This is a genomic window from Flammeovirga aprica JL-4 (assembly GCF_012844305.1).
Classification (GTDB): Bacteria; Bacteroidota; Bacteroidia; order Cytophagales; family Flammeovirgaceae; genus Flammeovirga; species Flammeovirga aprica.
The window spans coordinates 45216-71433 of the sequence record NZ_JABANE010000028.1; the positions used below are offsets into that span (position 1 = coordinate 45216).

Consider the following 26218-nt stretch of genomic DNA (forward strand, 5'->3'; position numbering starts at 1 on the left):
AGATTAATGATACTATTTTTCCTTCTGCCCTTCATGACAATTGCAGGAGGGAAATATGATAAAGAAGGCATAAAACCTGGAGAAGAGCTGAAATATGGCGACAAGCTTTTCAAATGGCAGGAGGATACCAACGGCAATAAAGTAATGGATTTTAATGAAGTGCTTTATTCAGAAAATGGTACCTGGAGGGCATTGAGAGAAGGAGATCAAAAAGACGAACATCTTTTTACTGAGACAATTGTTTACAGAAGACAATTACGCTTTGTAGACAGTGATGCTTTTATCTATAAATCTACACCGAATCGTGACCTTGCTTTATTTGTAGATTACCCTTCAGACTGGAAAAAGTCAGATAAGAGAGTAGCCATTATATGGTATTATGGAGGGGCTTGGAGCTCTGGAAATATTCTTCATTTTAAACCTCAAGCAGAATATTTTACACAAAGAGGTATTATTAATATCAGAGTAGACTATAGAGTGGTACAGAGAGATGGTATTTCAGACGGTGGTTTTACATCAGCACAAGATGCCAAAACAGCCCTGCGTTGGGTAAAAAGAAATGCAGCAATGTTGGGTGTTGACCCTGATAAAATAATAGTAGGAGGTGGTTCCGCTGGAGGACATCTTGCTTTAGCCACACAATTGAAATCTGTCGATGATCCGCACGATGATTTGAGTGTAAATACAGATGTGATTGGTTTTATATTGCATAATCCTTATGTCGTTTATCTCAATGAAAAGTCATATATCTACAACTTGGATTATTCTAAATTGGCACCTGTTTGGGTCGCTTACGGCCTAAAAGATAAAGCAGCTTATGATGATGATCCAAGTCAGAAAAGAACAGAACGTAATGGAGAATCTTTTGTAAAATTATTAGCTGAAAAAAATAAAGGAAGTTACGCTTTCATCAAAGAAAATGGAGGACATGGTTTTTGTTCATCCGCAGCGTTTTTAGAAGAATCTACTCATTCTACAGATCAATTCTTACAGTCTTTAGGAGTGCTGGATGATCAGTTGGGAAAAGTAACTTCTAAACGCCAAGGAATTCTGAAGATCGAAAGGAGAAAACAAATTATTTCTGATAATACTTTACGTTTGACTAAATATCGTAAAGGGCAATCAGTAAATAGTTTTTCACCTGATCAGTCGCAATAATTACAGGTAAGAGGTATGATGTTGGAATAGCAACTACCCTCATCCCTCTTCCCTCTTACTTCTTCCCACTTCCCTCTAAATTTTAACCCATATCATCTCATTTTTTGATTCACTATTCCAAAAGTTATAAATAATGAAATCACTATTATTCGCTATTCCTTTCTTCTTATTGGGAGTAATGACTAAAGCACAACCATCACAAGTTTTTCCAGAGAAGCTTGTCATGGCATTAAATCATCCTTATTCTTTATACAGTGCACAATCACCTTGGTTTGGATTCTTTCAGTATTCGAATTACGTCAATAAAGAAATAGGCGTGCATACCACAGAAGCTACTTATTTACCATTGATCTCAGAAATTACCAACCCCTTATACATAGATGATGCGGTGAAATTTGAGATGTTGTCAGCACAAGCATGTGGAGTAGATGGCTTTCAATTTGTAATCAGGTATACTCCTTTTAGTGATTTAAAAGTACTTTCAAGGATCATAGAGGCTTATCATAGAGTAGCCAATGAAGAGAATATAGATTTTAATTTTTCACTCTACCTAGACTTCCATCACCCAGCTTCAGTTAAGCAGGATCAGATGATGGATATGATGAAAATGCAATTAAAATACGCATTGGAAAATACGACTTATAGTGCGAAGTGGTTGAGGTCAGAAAGAGGAGAAATTATCACGCTGACTGGAAATACGGAATCAATTATTGATGAATTAAATATCTCAAATGTGTCATATGGTACTATTCAAACCAAAATAGAAAATGATTTGAGTTATGTAGAAACCGTTGATTCAGCGTTGGTTTCAATTGAAAAATTTATCAATGAACCTTTAGAATATATTTATCAGACTCGATTTCCAAGAAGCAAGAATTATATCAATAAAGTATTATCAAAATACGCTGGAATCTGGAATATTCATGTCAACAACAGTACAGTAGATGAGATTATTCCTTCACTGGCAAAAAAACACAATAAACCTTATGTACAGTTTTTATCGGCGCAAGAAAGTCAATTTATGTACAGAAAGAACAAACCTCATGATTTGGTGATTTCAGCCAATAAACAGACTGGGACGTTTAGAGGTGAACTTGAAAATGCTGTGAAATTTGATGCGCAGATGATCAGTTTAAACTCATGGAATAATTTAAAGAAAGGGAATTTTATTGCACCTGAACTAAATCATGGTTTTGGCTTCACTGTTTTATTAAAACACTATAAAGACAAATGGAAAAATAATGAAATCAGTGAAGATGAAATACTTTTATTGGCTTACAATACTACAAAAACAACTACTGAAGTAAAGTCTCAACTGAACTTGATCATAACAGAGAGGCATGCTAAAAAAGAGGAGATGGATAAGGTAGAAATTGTTACTTATTTAACCTCTGAAGGTGATGTGTACTGTAATAAACAGTTTGTAGGTAAGGCCCAAAAAGGGATGAATAATTTTTATGTAGATATTCCTAATGGTGTAGTGACTGCTGAAGTGAAAAGAGAAAATAAGAAGGTATATACAGTCACTGGAACAACACCGATAAAAGATAAAGCCTACCGTTATAACTTTTTAATTAATACTTACACAAATCAAGATCAGAAGTATTTAGATCAAATTATTGATTTAGCAGTTGACCCTGTAGTAAGACAAAACACGATGCGGTTTTTACTCACTCAAAAACAACAGCAAGCTTATAAAGAAGCAGTGAGAACTAAAGTGATGGAGAATATAAACACATTGAAAGAGCATCAAATTACATCATCAAGCTTAAGCCAAAAAAGAGCAAAAACTAACAAGAAATATAAAAAAGAAATAGCTCGAATTCTCGGTAGTCAAAACTATTCTATTTGGGAAGAAATAGAAATGGAAGCAGAGGAATTATCAAGAAGGAGACATGCCTCTTATAAAGAAGGAGAGGTGAAAGGTCAGCTACTACAGCCTTTTGAATTTTAAAAATTACACACTTAAGCAGTACTTGAATGAAAAGATTATTATTTACTTTACTACTATTCGGGCAAGGGTTCTTATTTCAACTCACCCATGCCAACGATCTTAATATCACAGTAAGTGATCCTGCTATTGGTACACGTAATGCGTTGACCAAAACTGTTCCTATCAACTTTACTGTAAGTTGGAAAAACTCATGGAGAGTGAATGGAGGGCAAAACAACTGGGATGCCGTTTGGCTTTTTGTGAAATTCAGAAATTTGAATCACGATTACTGGCAACACGCCTCCTTGACGTTTGATTCGGGACATTCTGCCTCTGGAGGAATTATCGAAAGCAGTGATGATACAGGGACAGGTGTTTCAAAAGGAGTGTTTTTATATAGTGCAATCGAAAAAAGTCAAGGGGATGCTTCTTATGATGTGACTTTGCAATGGGAATACGGAAAAGACAATCAAGGGGATAACGATACCTTTGAAGTACAAATTTTTGGGATAGAAATGGTGTATGTACCTACTGGACAATTTTACCTTGGAACGCCTGATAATGAGAGTTACTCTTTCCATATGTATTATGAAAATGGAGTAGGTACAATTCAAAGAAATATTCCCTATACCGTTGGCTCTGAAGATGCAATTACGATTGGTACTACTGCAGGTAATCTGTATTATAATACGTCTAATTTATCAGGTACACTTCAAGACGGTACTTTGCCTGCCGACTATCCTAAAGGTTATCAAGCTTTTTATTGTATGAAATATGAAATTACACAGTCCCAATATGCTGATTTCCTCAATACATTATCATCAGGGCAGTTGGTAGAATGTCATATTAATTCATTTGTCCTTTACAGGAATAATTTAGAGAAATCAGGAGATACCTATTCTTCTTCCACACCAAGTGTGCCACAGGGTTTTATGACTGCTAATAATCTTTTATCTTATCTGGATTGGGCTGCGTTGCGTCCTATGACAGAACTTGAGTTTGAGAAAGCATGTAGAGGCACACTTCCTGCTGTCGGATTGGAGTACCCTTGGGGGACAGCAGATGTAGTCACAGATATTTTGGAGATTTCGAGTGGAGGAACAGAAAACGAAGTGATTTCAACTGGATATTCTACAACTGCAGGAAATGCAAATTATTACACCATCACAAAAGATAATATCAATAGCCCTACTAGAGTGGGAATTTTTGCAGACCACGCAAGTTCGACAGGAAGAGTGACTGCTGGTGCTACTTATTATGGTATTATGGATATGGGAGGAAATATTTTTGAAACATGTGTATCTGTAGCACATGCTGATGGAAGAGCATATACTGGTATTCATGGTGATGGTGCCTTGGATAACGCAGGAAACCATAATACAGAAAACTGGCCAGGCCCATATACTATTTCAGACCCGAATGATACCTCAGAAACAGGAGATAAAGGGCTAGGACAAAGAGGAGGTGGTTTCAGGACAATTGAAACCTTTATGTATACATCTGCTCGAACCTACGCGGCGTTTTATAACGGTGGAAATGGTTACGGTGGTGGAAGAGGAGTAAGAACTGCACCTTAAAAAAAACAGGTTATGGATACCATAAAAGATAAAATACTTCTTCCCTTTTTAGTTCTTTTTGCTTTGAATTTAAAAGCTCAAAATATCTATCAAGGAGGAGGAGGAAATGGCTTTGGAAATGTTGTGATTACAGAAAGTGCCATCAGTCTGCCTCTTATTTACGGAGGCGGGCAAGGCATTGGAAGTCAATCACAGGTAATAGATGAAGGGATTGCATCAGGAATGGCCTTGATTTATGGAGGTGGTGGAAGTGCCGGTAATGAACTGGTAGTGGTCAATGAAAATACTCCTTTAGACCTATTTTCCATTTATACAGGTGGAGCCGCATTAGGTTATAGCTCAAGCACCTTAATGCTGGATGAAGGGTTTGAGTTGCCTATTGAACTGAGTTATTTCAGAGGGATAAAAGTAGAGCAAATAGTAAGGCTTGAATGGAGTACTCTTACTGAACTCAATAATGATTTTTTCACTGTAGAAAGAAGTACTGACCAACGTAATTGGGAAGCTTTGAAAGAAGTGAAAGGGGCAGGGAATTCTTATCAGTCTTTAAATTATCATTTTGATGATGAAAAACCTCTGAATGGAATTGCTTATTACAGGTTAAAACAAACGGATTTTGATGGTCAGTACAGTTATTCTTCTATCGTTATTATTACAAATAATTTAGAAAATGAAAGAGAATTAGTAGCCTATCCTAATCCTTTTACGGATCAATTAACACTATTACTAGATGAAAAATATCACTCAAAATTAAGAGTGTTTTCTATAGATGGTAAAGAAATATCCTATGATGTAACTTCCTCATTATCGGACCAGATGACATTAAAACTAGTACATGGTCCAAAGGGGATTTATATTTTGAAATCAATGGAAAAAAGTGTAATTATGGTTAGAAAATGAAAGATTTGAGATACTTAAAACCGCCACTTAGCAGGAAACCCAAGGAAACTTTCCTGTATTGCTTTTACTACTTTTACGGTATACAATTTTTGATCAATCTACTCAGAAGTACAAATTACAAAAACACTTTTACGCACTTTAGAAATGAATGAATTATTGACCGATCACGTAGAAACTCAAGAGAGTTTTGAACAGAAAATTACGCCCGAGAAAGAGCAGGTGGTAGAAAAAAAATACCTTGTGCCTTTCATTCTGATATCAAGTTTATTTGCCCTTTGGGGATTTGCGAATGATATCACAAACCCTATGGTTTCGGCTTTCCAGACAGTAATGGAAATCACAACTTTTAAAGCATCATTAGTACAGTTTGCTTTTTATGGTGGATATTTCACAATGGCATTGCCGGCGGCGATTCTGATCAAAAAATATTCATATAAATCTGTAATTCTAATAGGCTTAGGGTTGTATGCAACAGGATGCTTATTATTTATTCCGGCGGCACAATTCCAGCTATTTGGCTTCTTTTTAATTTCCCTTTATATCCTGACTTTTGGTTTGGCATTTTTAGAGACTACTGCCAATCCACTGATCTTATCACTGGGAACGAAATCAACATCAACTAGAAGATTAAACCTTGCACAATCTTTCAACCCTATCGGGTCAATCACAGGTATGTTTGTGGCACAGCAGTTTATCTTATCACAATTACAGTCAGCCGAAAAAGCAACGGATGGGTCGTTAATTTATACGACGTTAGGCGTAGCAGAGAAACAAGCGATCAAGATGCACGATTTAATGATTATCAGAGACCCTTACGCATTATTGGGTATTGTAGTAATTGTGATGACGATTGTAATTGCGATCACAAAAATTCCAAACAACAAGGAAGATGAGCAATTCAACTTAAAGGCGACTTTAAGCAGATTGGTAAAAAATAATATCTATAGAGAAGGTGTTTTAGCACAGGTGTTTTATGTAGGTGCGCAGATTATGTGCTGGACATTTATCATTCAATATGCTGAAAACATCGGATACACAAAAGCAGATGCACAAAGCTTGAATATCGTAGCAATGGTAACGTTCTTACTTTGTAGATTTGTGGCCACAGCCATGATGAAATATGTAAATTCAGCTTTATTGCTAGCCGTTTTTGCACTAGGTGGTATGACAACCATAGGTATTACAGTATTTGTAGGAGGACAAACGGGACTTTACGCTTTGGTTGCTACTTCAGCATTTATGTCATTGATGTTTCCTACCATTTACGGAATTACTTTAGAAAATTTAGAACACGATAAAGAGTTTGGTGCGGCAGGTTTGGTGATGGCCATTGTAGGCGGTGCGTTAATGCCTCCAATGCAAGGAGCCTTAATCGATCAGGACAAAATTATGGGATTGGACGGAGTGAATTTCTCTTTCCTAATTCCATTTGTATGTTTCTGTATGATCGCTTTATTTGGCTACAGAAGATTTGCCAACAAATAAAATTGAGTTAAGAATTAAGAGTTAAGAATGAAGATATATACTCTTCAACACGAACCATCTTAACTCTTAATTCTTCCCTCTTACCTCATTCAAACCCATTAGTAATTTTTTAATTTTTATGAAAACAAAATATACTATCCTTCTTGCTTTGACTTATTTCATGGTTTTGACATCATGTCAAAAAGTGAGTCAGCAGGAAGAGACAACAAACAAACCGAACGTGATTATTGTAATCACAGATGATCAAGGATATGGTGATTTGGGATTTAATGGAAATAAAATTATCCAGACACCTGCAATTGATAACTTTTCAACGCAGGCCATCAACCTAACCAATTACCATGTATCGACTACTTGTGCACCCACAAGAGGTGCAATGATGACCGGGAGAAATCCTAACAGAAATGGTGTGTGGCATACAATCAAGGGTGCTTCTATGCTCAACGGTGATGAGTTGGCAATGCCAGAGGTTTTCAAGCAAAATGGTTATAGTACCGCAATGTTTGGTAAATGGCATTTGGGAGATAACCACCCTTTCAGACCGCATGATAAAGGTTTTGATGTGACCTTCTATCATGGTGGTGGAGGTATCGGGCAAACGCCTGACTACTGGAACAATGACTACTTTGATGACACTTATTTTAGAAACGGAGTACCAGAAAAGCAAGAAGGTTATTGTACAGACGTATGGTTTAGCGAAGCCATCAAATTTATTGAAGACAATAAAGACAAGCCGTTTTTTACTTACTTAAGTTTAAACGCCCCTCATGGCCCTTACAATGTACCTGATGAGTACTATCAAAAGTATGCAGACGAGAAAAAGTTACTAGAACCTCAAAAAAGGTTTTATGGTATGATCTCTAATATTGATGACAACTTCAAAGTACTATTAGCAAAGTTAGATGAATTGAAAATTGCTGATAATACAATCGTCATCTTCACTTCAGACAATGGTACAGCGGCAGGGTATAAGCAAAACAGAAAGACAAAAGAATATTACGGTTACAATGCTGGTATGAGAGGTACAAAGGCAAGTCACTATGATGGAGGACACAGAGTTCCATTTATCATCCGATGGCCAAATGGTAAACTTACGGGAGGTAAACAATTGAATGAGTTGATTGCTCACGTAGATTTATTACCTACGCTGACAACATTTGCCGGTATTGATTTCAAACCGGTAAAAGAAATGGACGGTTTAGATGTGAGCACTTACCTTCAAAAAGAAGAAAAGCCAGAAGACCGTATGTTGGTGGTAGATACACAGCGTCTTCCATGGCCCAAAAAAGGAAAGCAAAGCTGTGTGATGCAAGGTGACTGGAGATTGATCGATGGAAAAGCATTGTACAATATTTCAGAAGATCCAGGGCAGACCAATGATATTGCCACTCAATATCCTGACAAAGTAGCAGCAATGGATGAATTCTATAACACTTGGTGGGATAACATGATTAAGGAAACAAAATACTCTATCATCAACTTAGGGGTAGACTCAGTAGATGTGTTGACTTGCCATGATGCTCATACAGAATTAGGAGTTAACCCACCTTGGAATCAAAGTTTGATCCGTAAAGGAAATACAATGAAGCCTGCAAAACTTTTAGTCAACTTTACAAAAGACGGAGCTTATAAATTTGATTTAAGCAGATGGCCTGAGGAAAGTGGATTGGCGTTAGGTGCTTCAATTGAAGATGCTTATCCGGCTACAAAATCAAAGGATAAACGAATTAACGGAAAAGCAATCCAATTTAAAAAAGCACACCTTAAAGTAGGTGAAAAGATATATTCAGTAGATGTTGATAATACATTGCCATCTGCAACAATAGAAGCTAAAATGACAAAGGGTAATGCTGAGTTGACCGCATGGTTTACAACCGAAGACGAAACAGAAACGAACGCATTCTATATTTATGTGGAAGGGAAAACGGAAACTATATAATCGCAGTAAATTTCTATTAATTAGTATAACACACCTTATTTAGTTTTGCCAACATTAAATGAAGGTGTTTTGAAAAAGTGTTTTAGACTACCACATTTTTGTGTGGTAGTCTTTTTTGCTTAGGTGTGATTGCTTAATGGGAAAATAGATTATTTAATCTAGGTTTAATTCTCTTTTTCTATTTCTTAGAAGGTCAGCGACATCAATCTCATCCCCATTATTAATATTGTTATCTACAGTAAGAAGGTTGTAATTACGGCCTTTAACTCTAAAAAGAATTTCTTGCCCCATCTTCAAATCCACGCCGCTTTTAGAAAAGGGGGAAAGGTTGGGGTTCATTACTGTGGGGATAATCAAAGGAATGGATTGTGCACTTTTATTTCTCAAAGTAAAACTCACATATTCTCCTTCTTTTTGGAAAACCGCTCTACTTTCTTTAGTGATCTGTAATTTGACACTCACAGGATGATCGAGTTCATTTTTGATGGTCAATTTGTTTTCTCTTTCTACCATCACATCAGCATTGGCTCTCGGTGCCAGGCCAAAACCTCTAATTTGCTGTTCTGTAGATTTGGATAATACGGCAATCCCTACATCATCGCCGCCATTTTTGATGCTGGCTCTAAAGACATCCATAGAAGGGTAATCAATTTCAATACTGTTGTTAGCAGGTACTACAAGTGCCGTTTTTGTAGTTGTGCATGAGGAGATAAGGAATAAGGCAATGAGTTGTAAAACGATAGTTTTCATCAGATTAGACTTTTAGTTAGAAAAGAGTAGTTGCGATGTGAGCATTCCACAAGAGAACTGAAATGGATTGTGATTGTTTATGAAATAATGGATTATTTATAAATGATATGTCTATTGTGCTATTTTATAAGTATTTTGTTTAAAAGAATAGTTACTGATTCTTTATTGTAGAAGTCAGAGACTTCTTATGATCTTTAAAGCACAAATGACGCTATCGATTAACATTTGCGCTAGAGGTACTTAGCCAATGGCGCGGATGTTAAGCGATAGCGTCATCCGTGTCTATAGATCACTAGAAATCTCCCGATTTTTAATAAAATTATTACAATTTTGCCTTAAACCAATCACTTCCTTTAGCAATTGCCAAACCTACTTCCTCTTCTTGATCATAGAAATTGAATTGTTGAATAGGAGACTCCAATTCTGTATCTAGCCACATTAATTCCTTATTATCAGTAGCAATTTTCTCAAAGAAATTTTTGGTGTATTGTGGCAACACACAGCCATCAGAATGAATCATTAATGTAGGTGCCTGAAGTTTTGGAGCATAAGGCATTGGGTCTAAAGTCAACCAATCTTCCCAGCTCATCACAGCAAACTTGTCATTGCTCCACTCTGCAACTCCACCTCGTTCAGGATTTAGATAATAATCATAATTACCATACATTGCGGCAGCAGTATTTGTAGTTGAAATAGTTTCAATGTATTCTACAACACCTTCTTTGGCAAACTTTTCTTTAGCTTTACGTGCAGCTTCAATTTTAGTATTCACACCTTCTTCGCCTCCATAAAATAACTTCACCGCTTCAGCATCATGAAGCCATGAAGCGGCCGTAACTACAGCTTTGATTCTATTGTCTTCAGAAGCAGCCATTAAGGTGTACATAGAGCCTGCACAAACGGCAAAAGCACCAATTCTTTCACTATCCACTTCTGAAAGGCTCTGTAAATAAGAAACCGCATTCTTGATATCTATCACTTTCATTTCAGGGTTTTCCCAGAATCTAGGTTCACCTTCGCTTTCCCCATAGTTTCTAAAATCAAATGCCAGGGTAATAAATCCATTCTCAGTAAACTTTTCAGCATACAATCCTGCCATTTGTTCTTTGACAGTAGTCCAGCTTCCTGATACTACAATGGCAGGGTATTGTGTTCCTTCTTTGAAATCTGCAGGGAAAAATAAATGGCCTGCTAAATTGAATCCTTCGCTTTTAAAATTAATCTTTTTCATAGTTATAAGTCTCTTGTGTTTTTGTTATTATTTAATTTGATCTAGCAAGCCAAAACCTTTCGCTGCTACTATAGGGTTGAAGATTTCTACATACTCCGTGATAAGGTTGTCCTCATTGAATTTGAAAGTGGCGTAGTAGTCATTTTCATACCACCCAGCATTACCTTTCAACTCAATTCTCCCTTTGAATTTCACGAAAATCATTCTTGATGCCTCCATCACATGAAGTTCTTCAATAGGAAAAAGCATCTGCTCAAAGTTTGGAAAAACAGGTTCCCAATACGCTTTGATTGCTTCACGCCCTTTTGCTCCTTCAGGGAATAAACCAGAGTGATAAGGATTAGAATGCACACCATCTTCTGTAAATAGAGCTACTACTTTTGAGACATCTTTTTCTTCGAGTGCTTTTAAAAAAGCAATTGTATTTTCTTTCATTTCTTGATAGATAATTTATTGAGTTACTTTTTCGATGGCTTTTTGTGGAAGAGAAGTATTCCCATCCTGATATTTAAAATTGAATTTCATTTTCGTCACTTTCCATTCTTCCTCTTTCAATTCTAACTCAAAATCATACGTACCGACAACTGTCCACACATTCCCACCTTCATCTTCTAAATAATGCGTGGCAGTACCGTAACAGAAAACTTCAGCAGTTCCGCCTTCAATAATGGAAATTATATTTCCTAATTGATGATGCGTATGTGTAAAGCCAGGAAGAATTCCTTTCCATGCATCTGTAATAGCCTGAGGACTTAAAGTTGTGGCCGGATTTCCGTTCATACTCGAATAATCAAGTACTACTTGATCATCAAATATCTTTTCGATTTTATCCCAGTCCTGTTGATCTGTAGCGATAAAGAGTTGTGTAACAGCTTTTTCAGCAAAATTCATAAGTGACGACATTTAAGGTTATTGTTTTATCTTTTGAACAATACAAATGTCGTTAGGATTGTTATGAATGAATTTTTCGTTTCAAAGCAAGAAGTATAAATTTCAAAGATTACTTACTTTTTCTATAAGCACCAGGTGTCATTTGGGTATTCTTCTTGAAGAAAGCACTGAAATTATTCGGAGATTCAAAGTGAAGACCGTAAGCAATTTCCTTCACATTTTTCTCTGTTTGAAGTAATTCTGCTTTGGCGAGTTTCAAAATATGATTGTGGATATGGTTCAATGCCGTTTTCCCTGTGATGGATTTCACTACGGCATTCAAGTGATTAGGGTGAATATTGAGTAATCCCGCATAATAGGAAGGTGAATGCAAGTTGGCAAAGGTTTCCAGTTTTGCATCAGGGTAGAAGCTTGTTTTGATTAATTTCTGAAAGCGTGAAAGTAATTTCAAGTCAGCAGAGCGGATTTGCTCATCAGCATCTTTAGTATTGACATTTTTTTGAAACAGTCTTTTTATCTGATTCAAAAGTTGCAATACATATACCTGTATAAACTGAAATTTATCTTCATGATCACTATAATATTCCTTATGAATTCGTTCATAGATGCCTAATATTTCAGGCAGATCTGTTTCATCAATCTCAAAGGGAATAGACTCATCAATTTTTAGAAAAGGGAAATCATCCAATAAGCGATCAAAATAGTGAGAGGAAGCTAAAAAATCTTGAGAAAGAATAATATAATACCCCGTCCAATCCGGCACTATTTCCCATGAAAGAATCTGAAAGGGAGAATTAAAAAAGACTGTCACTCCATTTGGAAAATCGGCATGATGACCAGAAATCGCTTTTCCACCCCCATCTGCCTTGATGGCAATAGAATAAAATTCATGACGGAAAGGAGGCATACTTTCGATGACTTTTCCCATGTTATCCTCAAAATTACGAATGTCGAAATGAGGGTGTTTTGGAGTAGCTATCTGTATAGCTTGGCAATATTCTGAGATGGTTTTGAAGTGGTTCAAGGAATTTATATATGATGTTTATATCAAGAACAGATTTTTTGAAAGCAATACCTCCTGTAGTAGCGTAGCCTGCTACGCTTTCCACGAAATAGAGAATGCTGTTACCTATTTTCTAATAAAGTATTAGCATAGCAGACTACACTTCTACATAAATGATCTATAATTTTACAAAAACTAATCTATAAAAACCAAAAAAGCCCAACTCCAAAAATTAGAGTTGAGCTAAAAATCCGACGTGAAATTCTTTATGTTTTCTACTGCTTAAGAGCATGTTTGGAATATATATTTTAGGAGTAAAAATTTTCCATTTTAGGTTGTGAGGAAATTAATTTCAGAGAAAATAGTGGTTCTATAGTTGATGAAATTAATAAACTCACGTTCTGAAAGGGTGAATTTTTACTAAAAGAGATGTTTCAAACATGCTCTAAATTTTCAGACCCTCAAGGTCTGATTTAAACAGTTTCAAACTGATTTTATTTAAATCTTCTTTGTTTCCTTCAAAATGATAAGTCACATGATGATGAGTGACTGACTCATTTACTTCTAATGCCTTTGCCGGAGAAGAAGATTCCAACTCATAGAAAGGACCCATTTGATCACCATTTTCCAACGGACCATCATTGTAAGTATTGACAGCATCCCCTGCGTAAGGTTCGTCTTGAAGTTCCCACAATGAGTTCACATAATCTTTATCATTGTTGAAGCTGAATTGTACCACAGTCAATACTTCTTTTTCAGCATCATAACTTCCCAAAAGGGGAATCGTATTTTCCGGTCTCAAACCGATTTTTCCTCTGTGTGTACCATCTCCCTTGAATAAGATCAGTTCATCATTTACCTTCAATTTATCTGAAGGAATAGCACCAAAATAGCTTTGGTAAGCAGGTGCGGATTTGAAAGGTACCATAATCACGGTTTCATCAGAAGGCATAAACATCCCCAAAATCCAAACAGAAAGCAGGCCTGTTTCCTTATCCCATGCTTGCTCACCTATATTTTTGATTTTATTGACCGATTCAAAACCTACAAAATCAACATCCATATCTGAAAAATCGAGGGCTAATTTTTGCTCGATTTCTGCTTTTTCGAAGATGCTTACTTCACGGTTGACCAAGATGTGGAAAGGAAAACCCGAGTAATTCGTCAGGTTCATTTCCTTTTCAAATACTGCTTTTGATGAAGTTTGAGAGATCACCTCAAAACCTTCTGTATCAATTTCTTTTGGTGTACGCCAGTTGTCAAACGTAAATTCTGTCTTCGGGTCGAAGAAAATAGAATACTGACCACCTTCAGGACCTAACCAAAAACGATCTTCGCCTCCATAGATATTAATTTTATCTTGAAGCTGATCTGAAGCAATTGCCTCATAGTTCAACCAACCATAACTGTTACCTTGACTTCCTTGTGCGGAACTCGACATGATGCGTCCTTGGTAAGCTGGAACAATAGCCACTTGACTTTTTCCAGTGCTATTTTCTAATACAATGGTAGATTGATGTTGCTCTAAAAATGCGACATCATACCCAAAAGACCCCTCTTGTAATTTTTCCTCTTTGTCGCAACCTAATGAAGCTGTTAAACTCATAATAAATATAATTTTCTTAAAATAATTCATTTGTTTTCAGTGTTTAATGTGAGCTATTTCCATATTTATTTTAAAAGAGAAAAAACTCTATCATAAGAGATGAAGAGTTTTAATGTTATATATTCGTGTGTAAATTTGATACTTGTTTGTTAGTGTTAGTGTGAAAAGCACAAGCTTGTGTGAAACTTAGCACTTCCCGTTTCCTTCATAAGAAAGAAGATTATTTTTCGGTGAAGACCAATGAAGAAAATTCAGCATTATTGTTTTCAATTTCCCATTTGATCATTTGTGTTTTTAGCCATTTTGATGCCTTGAGCCACTTTTTCTTTTTTAAATCATTTTGAAGTATTGATTTAATGATCTCTTGCTCGTCGATGTTTTTTTGGATTGAAAGTGTCATAATAGTATTATTTATCAGTTAAAAAAATAGGGGTAAAGAGTTTGAAGCATATCCTAGGACATACCCCAAACGCTTTATCAAAACTAATTTTGTTGGATATACATTACTTTAGTTTGTAAGTACTCCTCTAAACCATGCTTACCGTCAGCTCCACCGATACCAGATTTTCTAAATCCAGCGTGGAATCCTTGAATCGCCTCGAAGTTTTCACGGTTTACATACGTTTCACCGAACAACAATTCTTTAGTTGCACGAAGAATTTTATTAATGTCGTTTGTATAAATAGAAGAAGTCAATCCATACTCACTGTCGTTTGCAAAGTCGATTGCTTGGTCGAATGAAGAAACTTTCATTACTGGAAGTACCGGACCAAATGTTTCATTTTGCATCACGTCGTGATCTTGTTCTACATTTGTAATCACAGTTGGCTCGTAGTAGTAACCTTTATCGAATTGAGATGAAATTCTACCACCTAATAATACTTCACCACCCTGCTCTTTTGCTCTCTTCACCATCTCGTCAATTTTCAACAATTGTGTTTTGTTGATTTGAGCACTCATATCCGCCTTATCATCAGTGCGGGCATCACCTACACGTACAGCTTTCATGGCAGGAAGTAATTTTGTCATGAATTCCTCATACACTTCTTCCTCCACATATACTCTTTCAGCACAGTTACAAACTTGGCCACTGAAGATCACTCTTGAAGCAACAATTGCTTTCACAGCAAGATCCAAGTCAGCATCTTTACATACAATAGCAGGCGCTTTACCACCTAATTCTAATGATACTTTTGTAATGTTTTTAGCTGCAGCTTCCATCACTTTCTGACCTGCTCCTACAGAACCTGTCAAACTGATAATACCAACATCAGGGTTTTCAGAAAGCGCTTGTCCTACTTCATGACCGTATCCTGTGATGATACTTAAAATACCGTTTGGTAAACCGATGTTTTCGATTAAACGGGCGAATTCTAAACAAACCATTGGAGTTTCCTCACTGATCTTCACCACACATGCATTACCTGTCAATAAAGAAGGAGCAATTTTACGTGCCATTACGAAGAATGGGAAGTTCCAAGGGCAAATACCTACAGCAACACCGATAGGTAATTTATGTAACATCATTTGCTCGTTTGGACGGTCACTTTGGATAATTTCACCCTCATATGATCTCGCCATACCAGCATAGTAATCAAAATAAACAGCTGTTACGTCAATCTCAACCTGTGCTAACCCCATTACCTTCGCCTGCTCAGTTGCTAAAGTCTCTGCTAAAAATACACGGTTCTCTCTGATCACCTGTGCCATTTTCTTTAAATACTCAGCTCTTGTTGGTGCGGGCAATAATCCCCATTTTGGTTGAGCAGCCTTTGCTGCAGCTACAGCTTTATCTGCATCTTCTCTAGTACCTCTTGGAGCAAGTGCAATTACTTCCTCATTACAAGGGTTTAAAACTTCGATATGGTCTGCTGTAGAGAAAAAAGATCCCGCGATATATTGTTGGTAAGTTTTTACGTCTGTCCCAACGTCATAAGAGTAGTTTGACATAGTGTTTATTGTCTAAAAATATGTGTAATAATTCAATGTTTGGATGTTCATTGTTCCTGAACTTACTGCTAGTTACGACTATATTTTATGATAAATGTCCTGCACTTTCCTGCTTTTTGTGCAGGAAACCCAAGGATAGTTTCCTGTTTTAATCCCGTTAAGTTTGGGTATAATTTAAAAACAGACAACGAAACAATTGAAGAAATGAATGCAGTTGCACCAATAAAGAAAGTAAAGAAGTCAAAGAAAGATATACAAGAAGGAAGTAACTGGAAAATCACTCCAGAGCTGCCTCAATTAGAATATAATTGGGAGAAAGGAAATGACCCTATCACTAGAGAAGAGGTAGAGTTATTCTTTAACTCAAAGCCGATCAAGAAACTGAAGAAAGCGATCTGTTTCGCTGGTAAGCGTTTATGGCAAAAAGGTTATGTAGATGGTAATGGTGGTAATATCACTGTTAGAGTTGGTGATAACTTAGTTTTATGTACGCCAACGTTGATTTCTAAAGGAGTAATGAAGCCAAAAGATATCTGCCTAGTAGATATGGACGGTAACCAAAAAGCAGGTCTTCGTCCAAGAACAAGTGAAGTAATGACGCACTTAGCGATCATGAGAAGAATGCCTACAGCTAAAGCTTGTGTGCATGCTCACCCTCCTCATGGTACTGCCTTTGCTATTGCTTCTATTGTACCTCCAACAGGTGTAATTCCAGAGGCTGATATTTTCTTAGGTCAAATGGGATTAGCAAAATATGAAACGCCAGGTTCACCAGAAAACGCTGAAGTAATCGGTGAAACAGCGATCGATCACCAAGCAGTATTGATGGAAAATCACGGTGTGATTGTATGGGGTAGTCATATTGAAGATGCTTACTGGAAAATGGAAAACGTAGAAGCAATCTGCCAAACAGTTGCAGTAGCTACTACAGTTTCTCCTGAAATTTCTTGTGTAGGTATCGAAAAAGCACGTGATATGATCGCCATCAGAGAGAAATTAGGAATGTATGATAAGCGTTCTAACTGGTCTGATGATGAGTTGCTTCAAAATGATTTCTATAAGAAAGCAAAAGTGATTAACAGAAGATAATTTTAGTGTGTGCTAGTTAATAGTGTGACTCATTTTTTAAATTACATTATTCAACTTTTTAGGCTACAAAAACAGGTACATGTTAAGTAGGAATTGAGGAAGTAGTATCAATTTTTTCAAATTATTACTCAAGGAAAATTAGCTTAACAGAATGACTAGAAGTATTGCCTGCGTAACAACAGGCAATACTTTTTCAAAACACTTTTAAGCAGGTTTATTCTGCTATAAAATCATGAAATGGAATGTCTCAGGACATTTTTAGAATAGAAATTCAGAATTGAAATTTTTCTATTTTAGGGTTGTGAGGTTGTTGATTTTTAATAAAAATACAGTGATTGAAAATTAAAACCCCACCTTCTGAATTTACAGATTATTTTCAGACAAGCTCTTGACTATCAAAAGATAGAAACAACAATTCGATACTTGATTAAACTTACACCCTAACCTTTAGTTCAACAGTTATGGAAATTGGATTATTCATACCTTGTTATATAAATCAGTTCTATCCTGAAGTTGCAAAAGCGACACTCAAGCTATTGCAGAAATACGGAAACGTAACCTACCCATTGAGTCAAACATGCTGTGGTCAGCCAATGGCTAATTCAGGATGTGAAAAAGACGGAGTGGAAGCACTCAAAGTCTTCTATGACAATTTTAAAGATTTTGATTACGTTGTTGGGCCTTCAGCAAGTTGTGTCTTACACGTAAGAGAGCATGGAGCGCATTTATATCCTATAATGGAACCGATGATTGATAAAGTTTTCGATCTGACAGAGTTCATTTATGATGTAATGAAAGAAAAAGAGCTTCAAGCTGAGTTTCCTCATAAAGTGGCCATTCATAAAAGTTGCCATGGTTTGAGAGGAATGCGTTTAGGTCAATGTTCAGAGAGAGTAACTTGTGATGTTTCTAAGCAAGATGTGCTAGTGAAACAAGTGAGTGGAGTGACATTGATTCAACCGAAAAGAGCAGATGAATGCTGTGGTTTTGGTGGTACTTTTAGTGTATCAGAGCCAGACATTTCAGTACGTATGGGTACAGATAGATTAAAAGACTATATCGAGTCAGGAGCGGAATATATTACTTCTGGAGATATGTCATGTTTGATGCATCTTGATGGAATTATTCAGCGTGAAAAGTTACCTATCAAAGTGATTCATTTGGCTGAAATTTTAGCCGCAGAAGTAAAATCAACCACTACTGATAAAGAAAAAGCTTATGTCAACGCAGTATAAAAATCATCCATCAGGGGCGAAAGCATTCAATAAAAACCCTGAAAGAGTTTCTTGGCACGACAAAGCACTATGGTTTGTCCGTGAAAAAAGAGACAAAGCCACACACGGTATTCCAGAATGGGAAGAGTTGAGAGAAATTGCTTCTCAAATCAAAGCACATACTTTATCCCATTTAGATAAATATTTATTACAATTTGAAGAGCAAGCCAAAGCCAACGGCATTCATGTTCACTGGGCGAAAGATGCCAAGGAACATAATGAAATTGTATTGTCTATTCTTCAAAAACACAATGTGAAAAACGTTGTGAAAAGTAAGTCTATGCTAACGGAGGAATGTGGTTTGAACCCTCACCTCAACAAGCATGATATTGATGTAGTAGATACTGATTTGGGCGAGCGAATTGTACAATTAGCTAAAGAGCATCCAAGTCATATTGTATTGCCTGCCATCCATAAGAAAAAAGAGGAAGTAGGAGAGCTGTTCCATGAGCACCTGAATACTGAAAAGGGAGCTACAGATCCTACTTACTTGACAAGGGCAGCAAGAGAACACTTGAGAGATAAGTTTTTGAAAGCAGATGCCGCTATTACAGGTGTTAACTTTGCAGTCGCTGAATCAGGTGGTTTTGTGGTTTGTACCAATGAAGGTAACGTGGATATGGGAGCCAACTTGGCACCAGTTCATATTGCTTGTATGGGTATTGAAAAAGTAATTCCTAAAGTAGAGCATCTTGGTATTTTCTTAAGATTACTAGCAAGAAGTGCTACGGGTCAGGCCATCACTACGTACAGTTCACATTTCCATAAGTCAAAAGAAGGTAAGGAAATGCATATTGTATTGGTGGATAATGGAAGAGCAGAACAGTTGGGAAGAGATGACTTTAGAAAGTCGCTAAACTGTATCCGTTGTGGTGCTTGTATGAACACTTGCCCGATCTACAGAAGAAGTGGCGGTCATAGTTATACTTACACTATTCCAGGACCGATCGGTTCTATTTTATCTCCAGGAAAAGATTTAAAGAAGCACAGTTCTTTACCGTTTGCCTCCACTCTTTGTGGATCTTGCAGTGATGTTTGTCCTGTGAAAATCGATATACATACACAGCTTTATAAGTGGCGACAGATCATCATGGAAGAAACCAATTATGATCCAGCCAAAAAGATGAGTATGAAAATGGCCGGGAAAGCCATGGGTAATCCTAAGTTGTTTAAGATGATCACGAAAGTAGGCAATACTTTCTTGAAAGGGCCACGAGTGCTGATTTATAATCCATTGAACACTTGGGGATTAAAAAGGGAACTACCTGTTCCTACACAGACATTTGATGATTGGTACAAGAAAAACAATTCATAAAATGACAGCAAAAGAAAAAATATTAGGTAATATAAAAGACCTTCAGCTTCCTTCTAAAGCCATGCCTATGGTCCCTATTTTCGAAGGATTGTCTGATGATAAACACAGCTTCTTCTTTGAAACATTAGAGATATTAGGGGTTGAAGTGATTATCAGTGAGGATAAAACGGAGTTATCAAAATTAGTAGCATCCAAAGAAGAGGAAGGACCAGTTTATTCATCCATACCAGAACTGGGTTATACAGATACGTTGGAAAACACTGAAATGGCCGACCTCAACCTTTCTGTCATTGAAGGTGAATTGGGCGTGGCAGAAAATGGAGCTATCTGGGTGGAAGGTGATGCTTTAACACAAAGAGCACTGACAGCAATTGCTTCCCATTTGATCATTGTTTTGCCTTATCAAAAAGTCGTTTGGAACATGCATGAGGCCTACACTTATGTGGAACCAAGACAAAGCGGATATGGGGTATTTATCTCAGGTCCATCAAAAACAGCAGATATTGAGCAGTCATTGGTAAAAGGTGCCCACGGTGCCAAGTCATTGACAGTATTCATACAAAAATAGACTGAATTGAGGGAAGAGTTATGAGTTAAGAATGAAGAGTTAAGAGGGTAGAGGTTAGATATTCTGACAATACCGTTATTCTTTATCAATTTTAGATAATTGAAGCTCTATATCACGAACTACCTTAATTCTTAACTCATAACTCTTAACTAAAAATAGTATTAAGCGATAACGTCTCTTTGAAAGGCATACTGACTCCTGATTCCGATTATCACAACAGGTAATTGTACATTCACTCTGGAACCAGGATTTCTCATTGTTGCTCAATAAAAAGTGATGTTACCGCTTAACACTGTTCAGAACAGTCTATTTAATCAACTACCTATTCTAAATAACACATCTCATAACTTGTAAAAGTGATTTTATAAGCTTTGAGTTTCTTTCATTTATCACAAGTCACACACTCACACTACCGCAATTGCTTGTGATATTTTTAAAGTATTTACTTAAGAACTCCACTAAAATTCACTTATACTATTTATCATTATTTTTTGCGATTATTTTATCTAAAAAACTTTCAATAGAACCACTATTAATACACTTTTTAGTTTCATACTCACAAAAAATAAATAGAAAACTAGAGATAACTTAATTTCAGTAGAGTACTTACTAGATTATTATCTAATTACACAAATATGATTTACACTGAAAAATCTAAAGCTAACCTGGACACATTTACGTCACCGGTCGGGATTGCTGTTGACCGATTTATAGCAAAAAGACAAAGCGAATTTCCTCATGCCACTGGCGACTTATCTCAATTACTAAGAGATATAGTGATTGCCTCTAAAATTATTAGTAGAGAAATTAATAGAGCAGGCTTAAGTGGGATAGAAGGGATGACAGAAGACGAAAATATTCAGGGGGAACCTCAAAGAATGTTGGATGTGATTGCCGAATACCGTTTTAAAAAAGCATTAATGAACGGTCAGCAGGTTTGTGCCATCTTGTCTGAAGAGAGTGATGATATTATTGAAACTGGAAATCATGATGGCAAATATGTTGTAGCGATTGATCCGTTAGATGGATCTTCTAACGTTGATGTCAATGTTTCGGTAGGCACCATTTTTTCTATTTATAAGAGAGTAAGTCCTCAAGGAGAGCCATTTACAAAAGAAGATTTCTTACAACCAGGAACAGCACAAGTAGCGGCAGGTTATATTTTATATGGATCATCAACAATGTTGGTGTATACCACAGGATGCGGTGTTAATGGTTTTACTTATGAACCTTCACTAGGAGAGTACTTTTTATCACACCCTAATATCACACAGCCAGAAGATGGTGAATATTATAGTGTGAATGAAAGGGACAAAGATGAATTTTCTAGAGATGTGAAAACCTATCTTTATGAACTAAAAGCTAAGAAAAAAGGAACAAGGTATGTAGGTTCTTTGGTTTGTGATTTCCATAGAAACTTATTGAAAGGAGGAGTCTATCTTTATCCAGCCACGGAAAAATATACGAAAGGAAAATTAAGATTAATGTATGAATGCCACGCTTTAGCTTTCATTACTGAACAAGCAAAAGGGCGTGCTACAAATGGCGATATCAGAATTATGGATATCAAACCTACAGAATATCACGAACGTACCCCAATTATTGTCGGTTCAAAAGGATTGGTAGATGAGTTTGAAGACGTTCAGAAGCTGATTAGTTTTAAAAAATAATAGATAAGAAACTGGGTGTTTTGTAGACCCATAATTGAAATTATGGGTTTTTGGGAAGCTATCACATTTTTCACATTATGAATATAACATTTGGTCTATCTGTTTCTAGATCGTTTTATTATAGAAGTAGATAAGAGGGGTAGCTTCCCAAAAGCCCATGACTTCCAGTCATGGGACAAGATAATCAATACACAAAAAAGCCTTCAGGTTTACACCTGAAGGCTTTGTAGTAATTCGCAGTTACTTCGTATTCAATAAATGTCTGTGTGATTAACGACGAGACATTTTCAAGACTTTCTTCTGAACTTTAGCAACATCGTCTCCAGCAAGCATTCCTGCTAAGATCGCTTTGTTGTAAGCTTCGATTGCCATATCTTTTGCACCGTTCAATGCTAAGTAATCTCCTTTGATCTCTAAGTTCTCAGCATTTTCGTTGATAGCGATAGATTTCTCAATCCAAACATAAGCCTCGCTTAAGTTCGCTTTCAATTCGATACATCTTTCAGCAGCGTCTGAATAAACAGCCCAGTCTGTAGCTGTAGCGTTTTCAACCGCAGCACGTAATTTTGTAATCTCATTGTCTTCATTGTCAGTAGGATTAGCGAATGAAGCAGAAACAGAGATGATTGAAACTAACGCGATAACTAAAAGTTGTTTTAAAGATTTCATGGCTATATATATTTTTTGTTTTTTGATTCGATTAAATACACTTTACCTTATACTAAAGGCTTGCCAAAAGTCAATAAAAACCTGTAAATCAGATAGTTGTGAGTTTATTTTGAACTTTTAAGTGTAAATGGTACATAGTTTTTATTACATATTTGAACAACTTGTCCATAAACGGTCACTTTTTATGGAATTTTTCAAAATATAATTCTGAAATAGAATATTTATTTACATTTATTTAGAATTATATTTTTTAATTCATATTAAACACGTTGATTTTATTCTGTAAAGGACATCTTGTTAGACATTGTGTTTAAAGTCTTTTGAAGGAGAAGAGATGTTATTTGTTATTTTCGTAAAAAATCACTATGTAAATTCATAATACTGTAAAAATTCATCATTTTTTAAGTTTATATTTTAGATATTATTAAATACATGCCAGCTTCATATAAAATTAACGTAAGGTGTACGTTTTTGAGAAATGATGGAAATAGGGTGTTCATTATACTGACTTATTAAGTATTTATGTTAGTCAGAAACCGGGAGACTTCTGTTGATCTTTTAAGTACGAATGATGCTATTGCTTAACATTCTCGTCAGTGAGTTTTCTCCTTTATTAGTTTGGTAGTTCTACCTTCGGCCTTGAAGGGAAAAGCGTTAAGAATTTTATGTATTGAGCCGTTAAAAATGATTTTCTTGTTTGAGCAAAGCGAGTTTAAAATCATTTAGGCGAAAGGAATGAAATTTAGCTTTTGACTTCTAAGCCTAGATTTTTTTGCTTCGTTTTTTCATCAATGGAAAAAATGAAGAAGAAGGAAGTTTGAAAGTAGACGCTAGAAAGCTTGTACAAATTTCAATTGAAAGTAATCCATAAAAAATGCCCAATCCCAAACCTAAATAAAGTTTGAAATTGGACATAGAATCGTTGAGCAGACAAAACCCATGATCGTTAAAATCTATTGCTTAATAAACACCTTGTGGTCTTCTCTTTCATCCGTTACAATTTTGAAAACATAAACACCTTTTGGTAAGAATTCAATATTGATACTTTCACTTTTAGAAAGAGGAGACTGTTGCATTAATTTGCCATTCATATCATAAATGAAAAATTGAGCATTAACAGGGTTGAACATTTCCTCAATGGCGTAGTTCAACTTTGATTGAGTAGGGTTAGGGTATAGTTTCCAGTTGATATTTTTAAATTGGTCATCAATACTAGTCACATCACCTCTCTTATTTTCAAAATAAAGTACTACATCTTCATTTGATTTGATTTCTTTGATTTCGATGTAAAATTTACCAGAGTTACTTGCTGTTACATCGACTCTATCTTTTTCTTCATAAGTGTAGGCATTGTAGACATAGAATGTGTATTCATCACGAGGAAGGCCGTCTACTTGGAATGTGATGTTTCTAAGGTTCTTTCCATTTCCGTGAATAAAGGCATAGCCATGTCTGTTTCTGAGTACCATTCCTTGCCCTTCAAGGTCTTCACTGTTGACAAATGTGAGTTCCTTAATTTCATTGTCACTCTTTGTCGTCATTTTCTCCGTGAATTCAGCTAGGAACTCAAACTTGTCGTAAGCATTCCAAACTTCATAGTTTTCCCACCACCATGTCATTGGGATAATCGATGTTTTCTCAAACATACCCAACCACATAGTTTTCTGTAAATCTTTGATCCACTTGGCTTCATCATTATTATTAGGAGGCATAAAGTCCAATCCCATTTCACCTACTACATAAGGTTTTTGATGCTTATTGGTTAACTCATGAATTTTTTGAGCCATACCGCCTACAGAACCATAAAGGTGAGATTGAATAAGGTCTAATTCCTGAACATCAAAAAGACCATTCACGGTATTATGACTAATACTTGTCGTCACAATATGCTCATGATAATCGATCGATTTCAGGTACTTACTCATGATATCATGCCACTCTACTACATCAGCAGGATTTACATTTTGACCATCATAGATGATTGTGTTGTCGACCTCATTGAAAAATTCAATAGCACCTACCGAAGTAGAGTACCCCCAGCGTGCTACGATGTATCTTAATCTGTTTTTATAAAGTCTTCTTGCTTCTTCAAAAGTGAAAAAGTCATTAGGGTTAACACAACCTGCTAATTGTTGGTAAGGGTGATCTTTCCATACATTATTACCCCATCCGTCATTATTATTGACCCAAAGTGCACCGTGGAAATCCATCGCCAGCATTAAATACAGATCATTTTTTTCGGCTTCATCAATCATGTATTCAATACGTGCCAAACCTTCAGGGTGGTAGCCCACGCCATTATAATCATTGTATCGGTCTGAACCGACTTTGTTCCATTCGATAGGTAAGTTCCAAGGTACATTCAACCAAGTTCTTACAAAGTTGATTTGATGTGATGCCAATAAATCAAACCAGAAGTCATAAGTATACTTTGGATTTTCGCTGTTTCTAGCTTCCCAACCCATATTCAAACCAAAACCTCTGAAACCATCACCATTATCAAAAACCAAGTTGTTGTAGTTTTTGTCAACAGTATGAAGGAAACCTGGATTCTCACTTTCTGTAGCATTAAAAGTGAAAGAAGTGGATGTTGTACTTTGCTCATCGGTTACAACAGTAATAGTATAAGTATATTCTCCTGAAGTTCTAGGAGCGATTCTTAATCCCCAAGTAGAGTTATCACTATCACCTTCTAAAAAGAAAAGAGGATAATTAATAGTGCTCGCATCAGGTAATGTGATCGATGCGCTTACATCTATATGTTGAGGATCGTAAGGATTTTCAAAGTCTGCCTTTACTTTAATAAGTGCTTCAAACTTATCAAAAGTATTAATAGTAGTGTTTTCAGTGTTGACCTCTAAAATTTCAGGTTGAACAGTAGAAGCGAATAAGTGAAGCTGAAGTGCTAAGAATAAAAAAATGAATAGCTGTAAAAATTTCATATATCATACTCATTAAATGAAAGATAAGTACCCGTACAAAAAGTAATGTTTGTTTTGCATTAGTACGGTTGTAAAGGTAGATAGGAGATAGGGCCTTCACTACTACTTTTGTGTTACAACATGATACTTTTTTGAATATTGCACGAATTTATATCATCAATAGATACTTTTTAGAGCGTATTGTAATGTATTTATATTAACAATTTCAAAAAAGTATCACTATTGCGTTTTATCCTATAAGATTGCATCATCTCCCCCCTCTACATTT

Annotated in this window: 21 protein-coding genes; 11 read left to right on the top strand and 10 right to left on the bottom strand. The window is 36.1% G+C overall.

All coding sequences use genetic code 11. The features are described from left to right. Positions 1 to 6 precede the first annotated feature (6 nt). The 6 genes from HHU12_RS12225 (at position 7) to HHU12_RS12250 (ending at position 8992) form a co-directional block, all read left to right on the top strand. Positions 7 to 1158 carry an alpha/beta hydrolase gene (locus HHU12_RS12225; protein ID WP_169657030.1) on the top strand — a complete coding sequence of 384 codons (1152 nt, stop codon included), beginning with the start codon at positions 7 to 9 and terminating at the stop codon, positions 1156 to 1158. A gap of 133 nt (positions 1159 to 1291) precedes the next feature. Continuing rightward, a complete protein-coding gene (locus HHU12_RS12230; protein ID WP_169657031.1) occupies positions 1292 to 3112 on the top strand; it encodes a hypothetical protein in 1821 nt (606 codons plus the stop codon). Between the two features lie 26 nt (positions 3113 to 3138). After that, positions 3139 to 4668 (top strand): SUMF1/EgtB/PvdO family nonheme iron enzyme, encoded by a 1530-nt coding sequence (locus HHU12_RS12235; protein ID WP_169657032.1) that lies wholly within the window; start codon positions 3139 to 3141, stop codon positions 4666 to 4668. A 12-nt stretch (positions 4669 to 4680) separates the two neighbouring features. Further along, positions 4681 to 5568, top strand: a complete 888-nt coding sequence (locus HHU12_RS12240) for a T9SS type A sorting domain-containing protein (protein WP_169657033.1) — start codon at positions 4681 to 4683, stop codon at positions 5566 to 5568. Between the two features lie 144 nt (positions 5569 to 5712). Then, positions 5713 to 7053 (top strand): L-fucose:H+ symporter permease, encoded by a 1341-nt coding sequence (fucP, locus tag HHU12_RS12245; protein ID WP_169657034.1) that lies wholly within the window; start codon positions 5713 to 5715, stop codon positions 7051 to 7053. A gap of 118 nt (positions 7054 to 7171) precedes the next feature. Further along, complete coding sequence (locus HHU12_RS12250) at positions 7172 to 8992, top strand: arylsulfatase (RefSeq protein ID WP_169657035.1); 1821 nt, start codon at positions 7172 to 7174, stop codon at positions 8990 to 8992. 153 nt (positions 8993 to 9145) lie between these two features. On the opposite strand, the gene HHU12_RS12255 is transcribed toward HHU12_RS12250, so the two are convergent. The 8 genes from HHU12_RS12255 to aldA all read right to left on the bottom strand — a co-directional run bounded on the left by HHU12_RS12255 (position 9146) and on the right by aldA (position 16423). Continuing rightward, positions 9146 to 9742 (bottom strand): hypothetical protein, encoded by a 597-nt coding sequence (locus HHU12_RS12255; protein ID WP_169657036.1) that lies wholly within the window; start codon positions 9740 to 9742, stop codon positions 9146 to 9148. Between the two features lie 322 nt (positions 9743 to 10064). After that, positions 10065 to 10973, bottom strand: coding sequence for an alpha/beta hydrolase (locus HHU12_RS12260; protein ID WP_169657037.1), 909 nt, complete (start codon positions 10971 to 10973; stop codon positions 10065 to 10067). 27 nt (positions 10974 to 11000) lie between these two features. Then, a complete protein-coding gene (locus HHU12_RS12265; protein ID WP_169657038.1) occupies positions 11001 to 11408 on the bottom strand; it encodes a nuclear transport factor 2 family protein in 408 nt (135 codons plus the stop codon). 15 nt (positions 11409 to 11423) lie between these two features. After that, on the bottom strand, positions 11424 to 11864 hold the full coding sequence (locus HHU12_RS12270) for a nuclear transport factor 2 family protein (protein WP_169657039.1): 441 nt from the start codon (positions 11862 to 11864) through the stop codon (positions 11424 to 11426). A 109-nt stretch (positions 11865 to 11973) separates the two neighbouring features. Next, complete coding sequence (locus HHU12_RS12275; RefSeq protein ID WP_169657040.1) at positions 11974 to 12888, bottom strand: helix-turn-helix domain-containing protein; 915 nt, start codon at positions 12886 to 12888, stop codon at positions 11974 to 11976. 424 nt (positions 12889 to 13312) lie between these two features. Then, on the bottom strand, positions 13313 to 14473 hold the full coding sequence (locus HHU12_RS12280) for a DUF6786 family protein (protein ID WP_169657041.1): 1161 nt from the start codon (positions 14471 to 14473) through the stop codon (positions 13313 to 13315). A 220-nt stretch (positions 14474 to 14693) separates the two neighbouring features. Next, the gene (locus HHU12_RS12285) at positions 14694 to 14873 is read right to left on the bottom strand and encodes a hypothetical protein (RefSeq protein WP_062618497.1); all 180 of its coding nucleotides are present in this window, start codon (positions 14871 to 14873) and stop codon (positions 14694 to 14696) included. An 83-nt stretch (positions 14874 to 14956) separates the two neighbouring features. Continuing rightward, complete coding sequence (aldA, locus tag HHU12_RS12290; RefSeq protein WP_169657042.1) at positions 14957 to 16423, bottom strand: aldehyde dehydrogenase; 1467 nt, start codon at positions 16421 to 16423, stop codon at positions 14957 to 14959. 87 nt (positions 16424 to 16510) lie between these two features. On the opposite strand from aldA, the gene HHU12_RS12295 reads away from it, so the two are divergent. The 5 genes from HHU12_RS12295 (at position 16511) to fbp (ending at position 22339) form a co-directional block, all read left to right on the top strand. Then, positions 16511 to 17512, top strand: coding sequence for a class II aldolase/adducin family protein (locus tag HHU12_RS12295; RefSeq protein ID WP_205959873.1), 1002 nt, complete (start codon positions 16511 to 16513; stop codon positions 17510 to 17512). Between the two features lie 461 nt (positions 17513 to 17973). Continuing rightward, positions 17974 to 18747 (top strand): (Fe-S)-binding protein, encoded by a 774-nt coding sequence (locus tag HHU12_RS12300; RefSeq protein WP_062618495.1) that lies wholly within the window; start codon positions 17974 to 17976, stop codon positions 18745 to 18747. After that, positions 18731 to 20101, top strand: coding sequence for a lactate utilization protein B (locus HHU12_RS12305; RefSeq protein WP_169657043.1), 1371 nt, complete (start codon positions 18731 to 18733; stop codon positions 20099 to 20101). The genes HHU12_RS12300 and HHU12_RS12305 overlap by 17 nt, the downstream gene beginning before the upstream one ends. Before the next feature lies 1 nt (position 20102). Continuing rightward, entirely contained in the window at positions 20103 to 20669 is a 567-nt protein-coding gene (locus HHU12_RS12310; protein WP_169657044.1) for a LutC/YkgG family protein, read from the top strand. Positions 20670 to 21304: 635 nt separating this feature from the next. Further along, the gene (fbp, locus tag HHU12_RS12315) at positions 21305 to 22339 is read left to right on the top strand and encodes a class 1 fructose-bisphosphatase (protein WP_169657045.1); all 1035 of its coding nucleotides are present in this window, start codon (positions 21305 to 21307) and stop codon (positions 22337 to 22339) included. 270 nt (positions 22340 to 22609) lie between these two features. On the opposite strand, the gene HHU12_RS12320 is transcribed toward fbp, so the two are convergent. Continuing rightward, entirely contained in the window at positions 22610 to 23008 is a 399-nt protein-coding gene (locus HHU12_RS12320) for a hypothetical protein (RefSeq protein ID WP_062618492.1), read from the bottom strand. A 953-nt stretch (positions 23009 to 23961) separates the two neighbouring features. Next, positions 23962 to 25950: a T9SS type A sorting domain-containing protein gene (locus tag HHU12_RS12325; RefSeq protein ID WP_169657046.1), complete on the bottom strand. Its 1989-nt coding sequence runs from the start codon at positions 25948 to 25950 to the stop codon at positions 23962 to 23964. Positions 25951 to 26218: the final 268 nt, after the last annotated feature.

Excerpts from the sequence above, each read along its gene's own strand:
- fucP (WP_169657034.1), top strand. The coding sequence starts at position 5,713 with ATGAATGAATTATTGACCGATCACGTAGAAACTCAAGAGAGTTTTGAA.
- HHU12_RS12310 (WP_169657044.1), top strand. The coding sequence starts at position 20,103 with ATGACAGCAAAAGAAAAAATATTAGGTAATATAAAAGACCTTCAGCTT.
- HHU12_RS12320 (WP_062618492.1), bottom strand. The coding sequence starts at position 23,008 with ATGAAATCTTTAAAACAACTTTTAGTTATCGCGTTAGTTTCAATCATC.
- HHU12_RS12230 (WP_169657031.1), top strand. The coding sequence starts at position 1,292 with ATGAAATCACTATTATTCGCTATTCCTTTCTTCTTATTGGGAGTAATG.
- HHU12_RS12240 (WP_169657033.1), top strand. The coding sequence starts at position 4,681 with ATGGATACCATAAAAGATAAAATACTTCTTCCCTTTTTAGTTCTTTTT.
- aldA (WP_169657042.1), bottom strand. The coding sequence starts at position 16,423 with ATGTCAAACTACTCTTATGACGTTGGGACAGACGTAAAAACTTACCAA.
- HHU12_RS12325 (WP_169657046.1), bottom strand. The coding sequence starts at position 25,950 with ATGAAATTTTTACAGCTATTCATTTTTTTATTCTTAGCACTTCAGCTT.
- HHU12_RS12295 (WP_205959873.1), top strand. The coding sequence starts at position 16,511 with ATGATAAATGTCCTGCACTTTCCTGCTTTTTGTGCAGGAAACCCAAGG.
- HHU12_RS12225 (WP_169657030.1), top strand. The coding sequence starts at position 7 with ATGATACTATTTTTCCTTCTGCCCTTCATGACAATTGCAGGAGGGAAA.
- HHU12_RS12260 (WP_169657037.1), bottom strand. The coding sequence starts at position 10,973 with ATGAAAAAGATTAATTTTAAAAGCGAAGGATTCAATTTAGCAGGCCAT.
- HHU12_RS12250 (WP_169657035.1), top strand. The coding sequence starts at position 7,172 with ATGAAAACAAAATATACTATCCTTCTTGCTTTGACTTATTTCATGGTT.
- fbp (WP_169657045.1), top strand. The coding sequence starts at position 21,305 with ATGATTTACACTGAAAAATCTAAAGCTAACCTGGACACATTTACGTCA.
- HHU12_RS12265 (WP_169657038.1), bottom strand. The coding sequence starts at position 11,408 with ATGAAAGAAAATACAATTGCTTTTTTAAAAGCACTCGAAGAAAAAGAT.
- HHU12_RS12300 (WP_062618495.1), top strand. The coding sequence starts at position 17,974 with ATGGAAATTGGATTATTCATACCTTGTTATATAAATCAGTTCTATCCT.
- HHU12_RS12280 (WP_169657041.1), bottom strand. The coding sequence starts at position 14,473 with ATGAGTTTAACAGCTTCATTAGGTTGCGACAAAGAGGAAAAATTACAA.
- HHU12_RS12255 (WP_169657036.1), bottom strand. The coding sequence starts at position 9,742 with ATGAAAACTATCGTTTTACAACTCATTGCCTTATTCCTTATCTCCTCA.
- HHU12_RS12270 (WP_169657039.1), bottom strand. The coding sequence starts at position 11,864 with ATGAATTTTGCTGAAAAAGCTGTTACACAACTCTTTATCGCTACAGAT.
- HHU12_RS12305 (WP_169657043.1), top strand. The coding sequence starts at position 18,731 with ATGTCAACGCAGTATAAAAATCATCCATCAGGGGCGAAAGCATTCAAT.
- HHU12_RS12285 (WP_062618497.1), bottom strand. The coding sequence starts at position 14,873 with ATGACACTTTCAATCCAAAAAAACATCGACGAGCAAGAGATCATTAAA.
- HHU12_RS12235 (WP_169657032.1), top strand. The coding sequence starts at position 3,139 with ATGAAAAGATTATTATTTACTTTACTACTATTCGGGCAAGGGTTCTTA.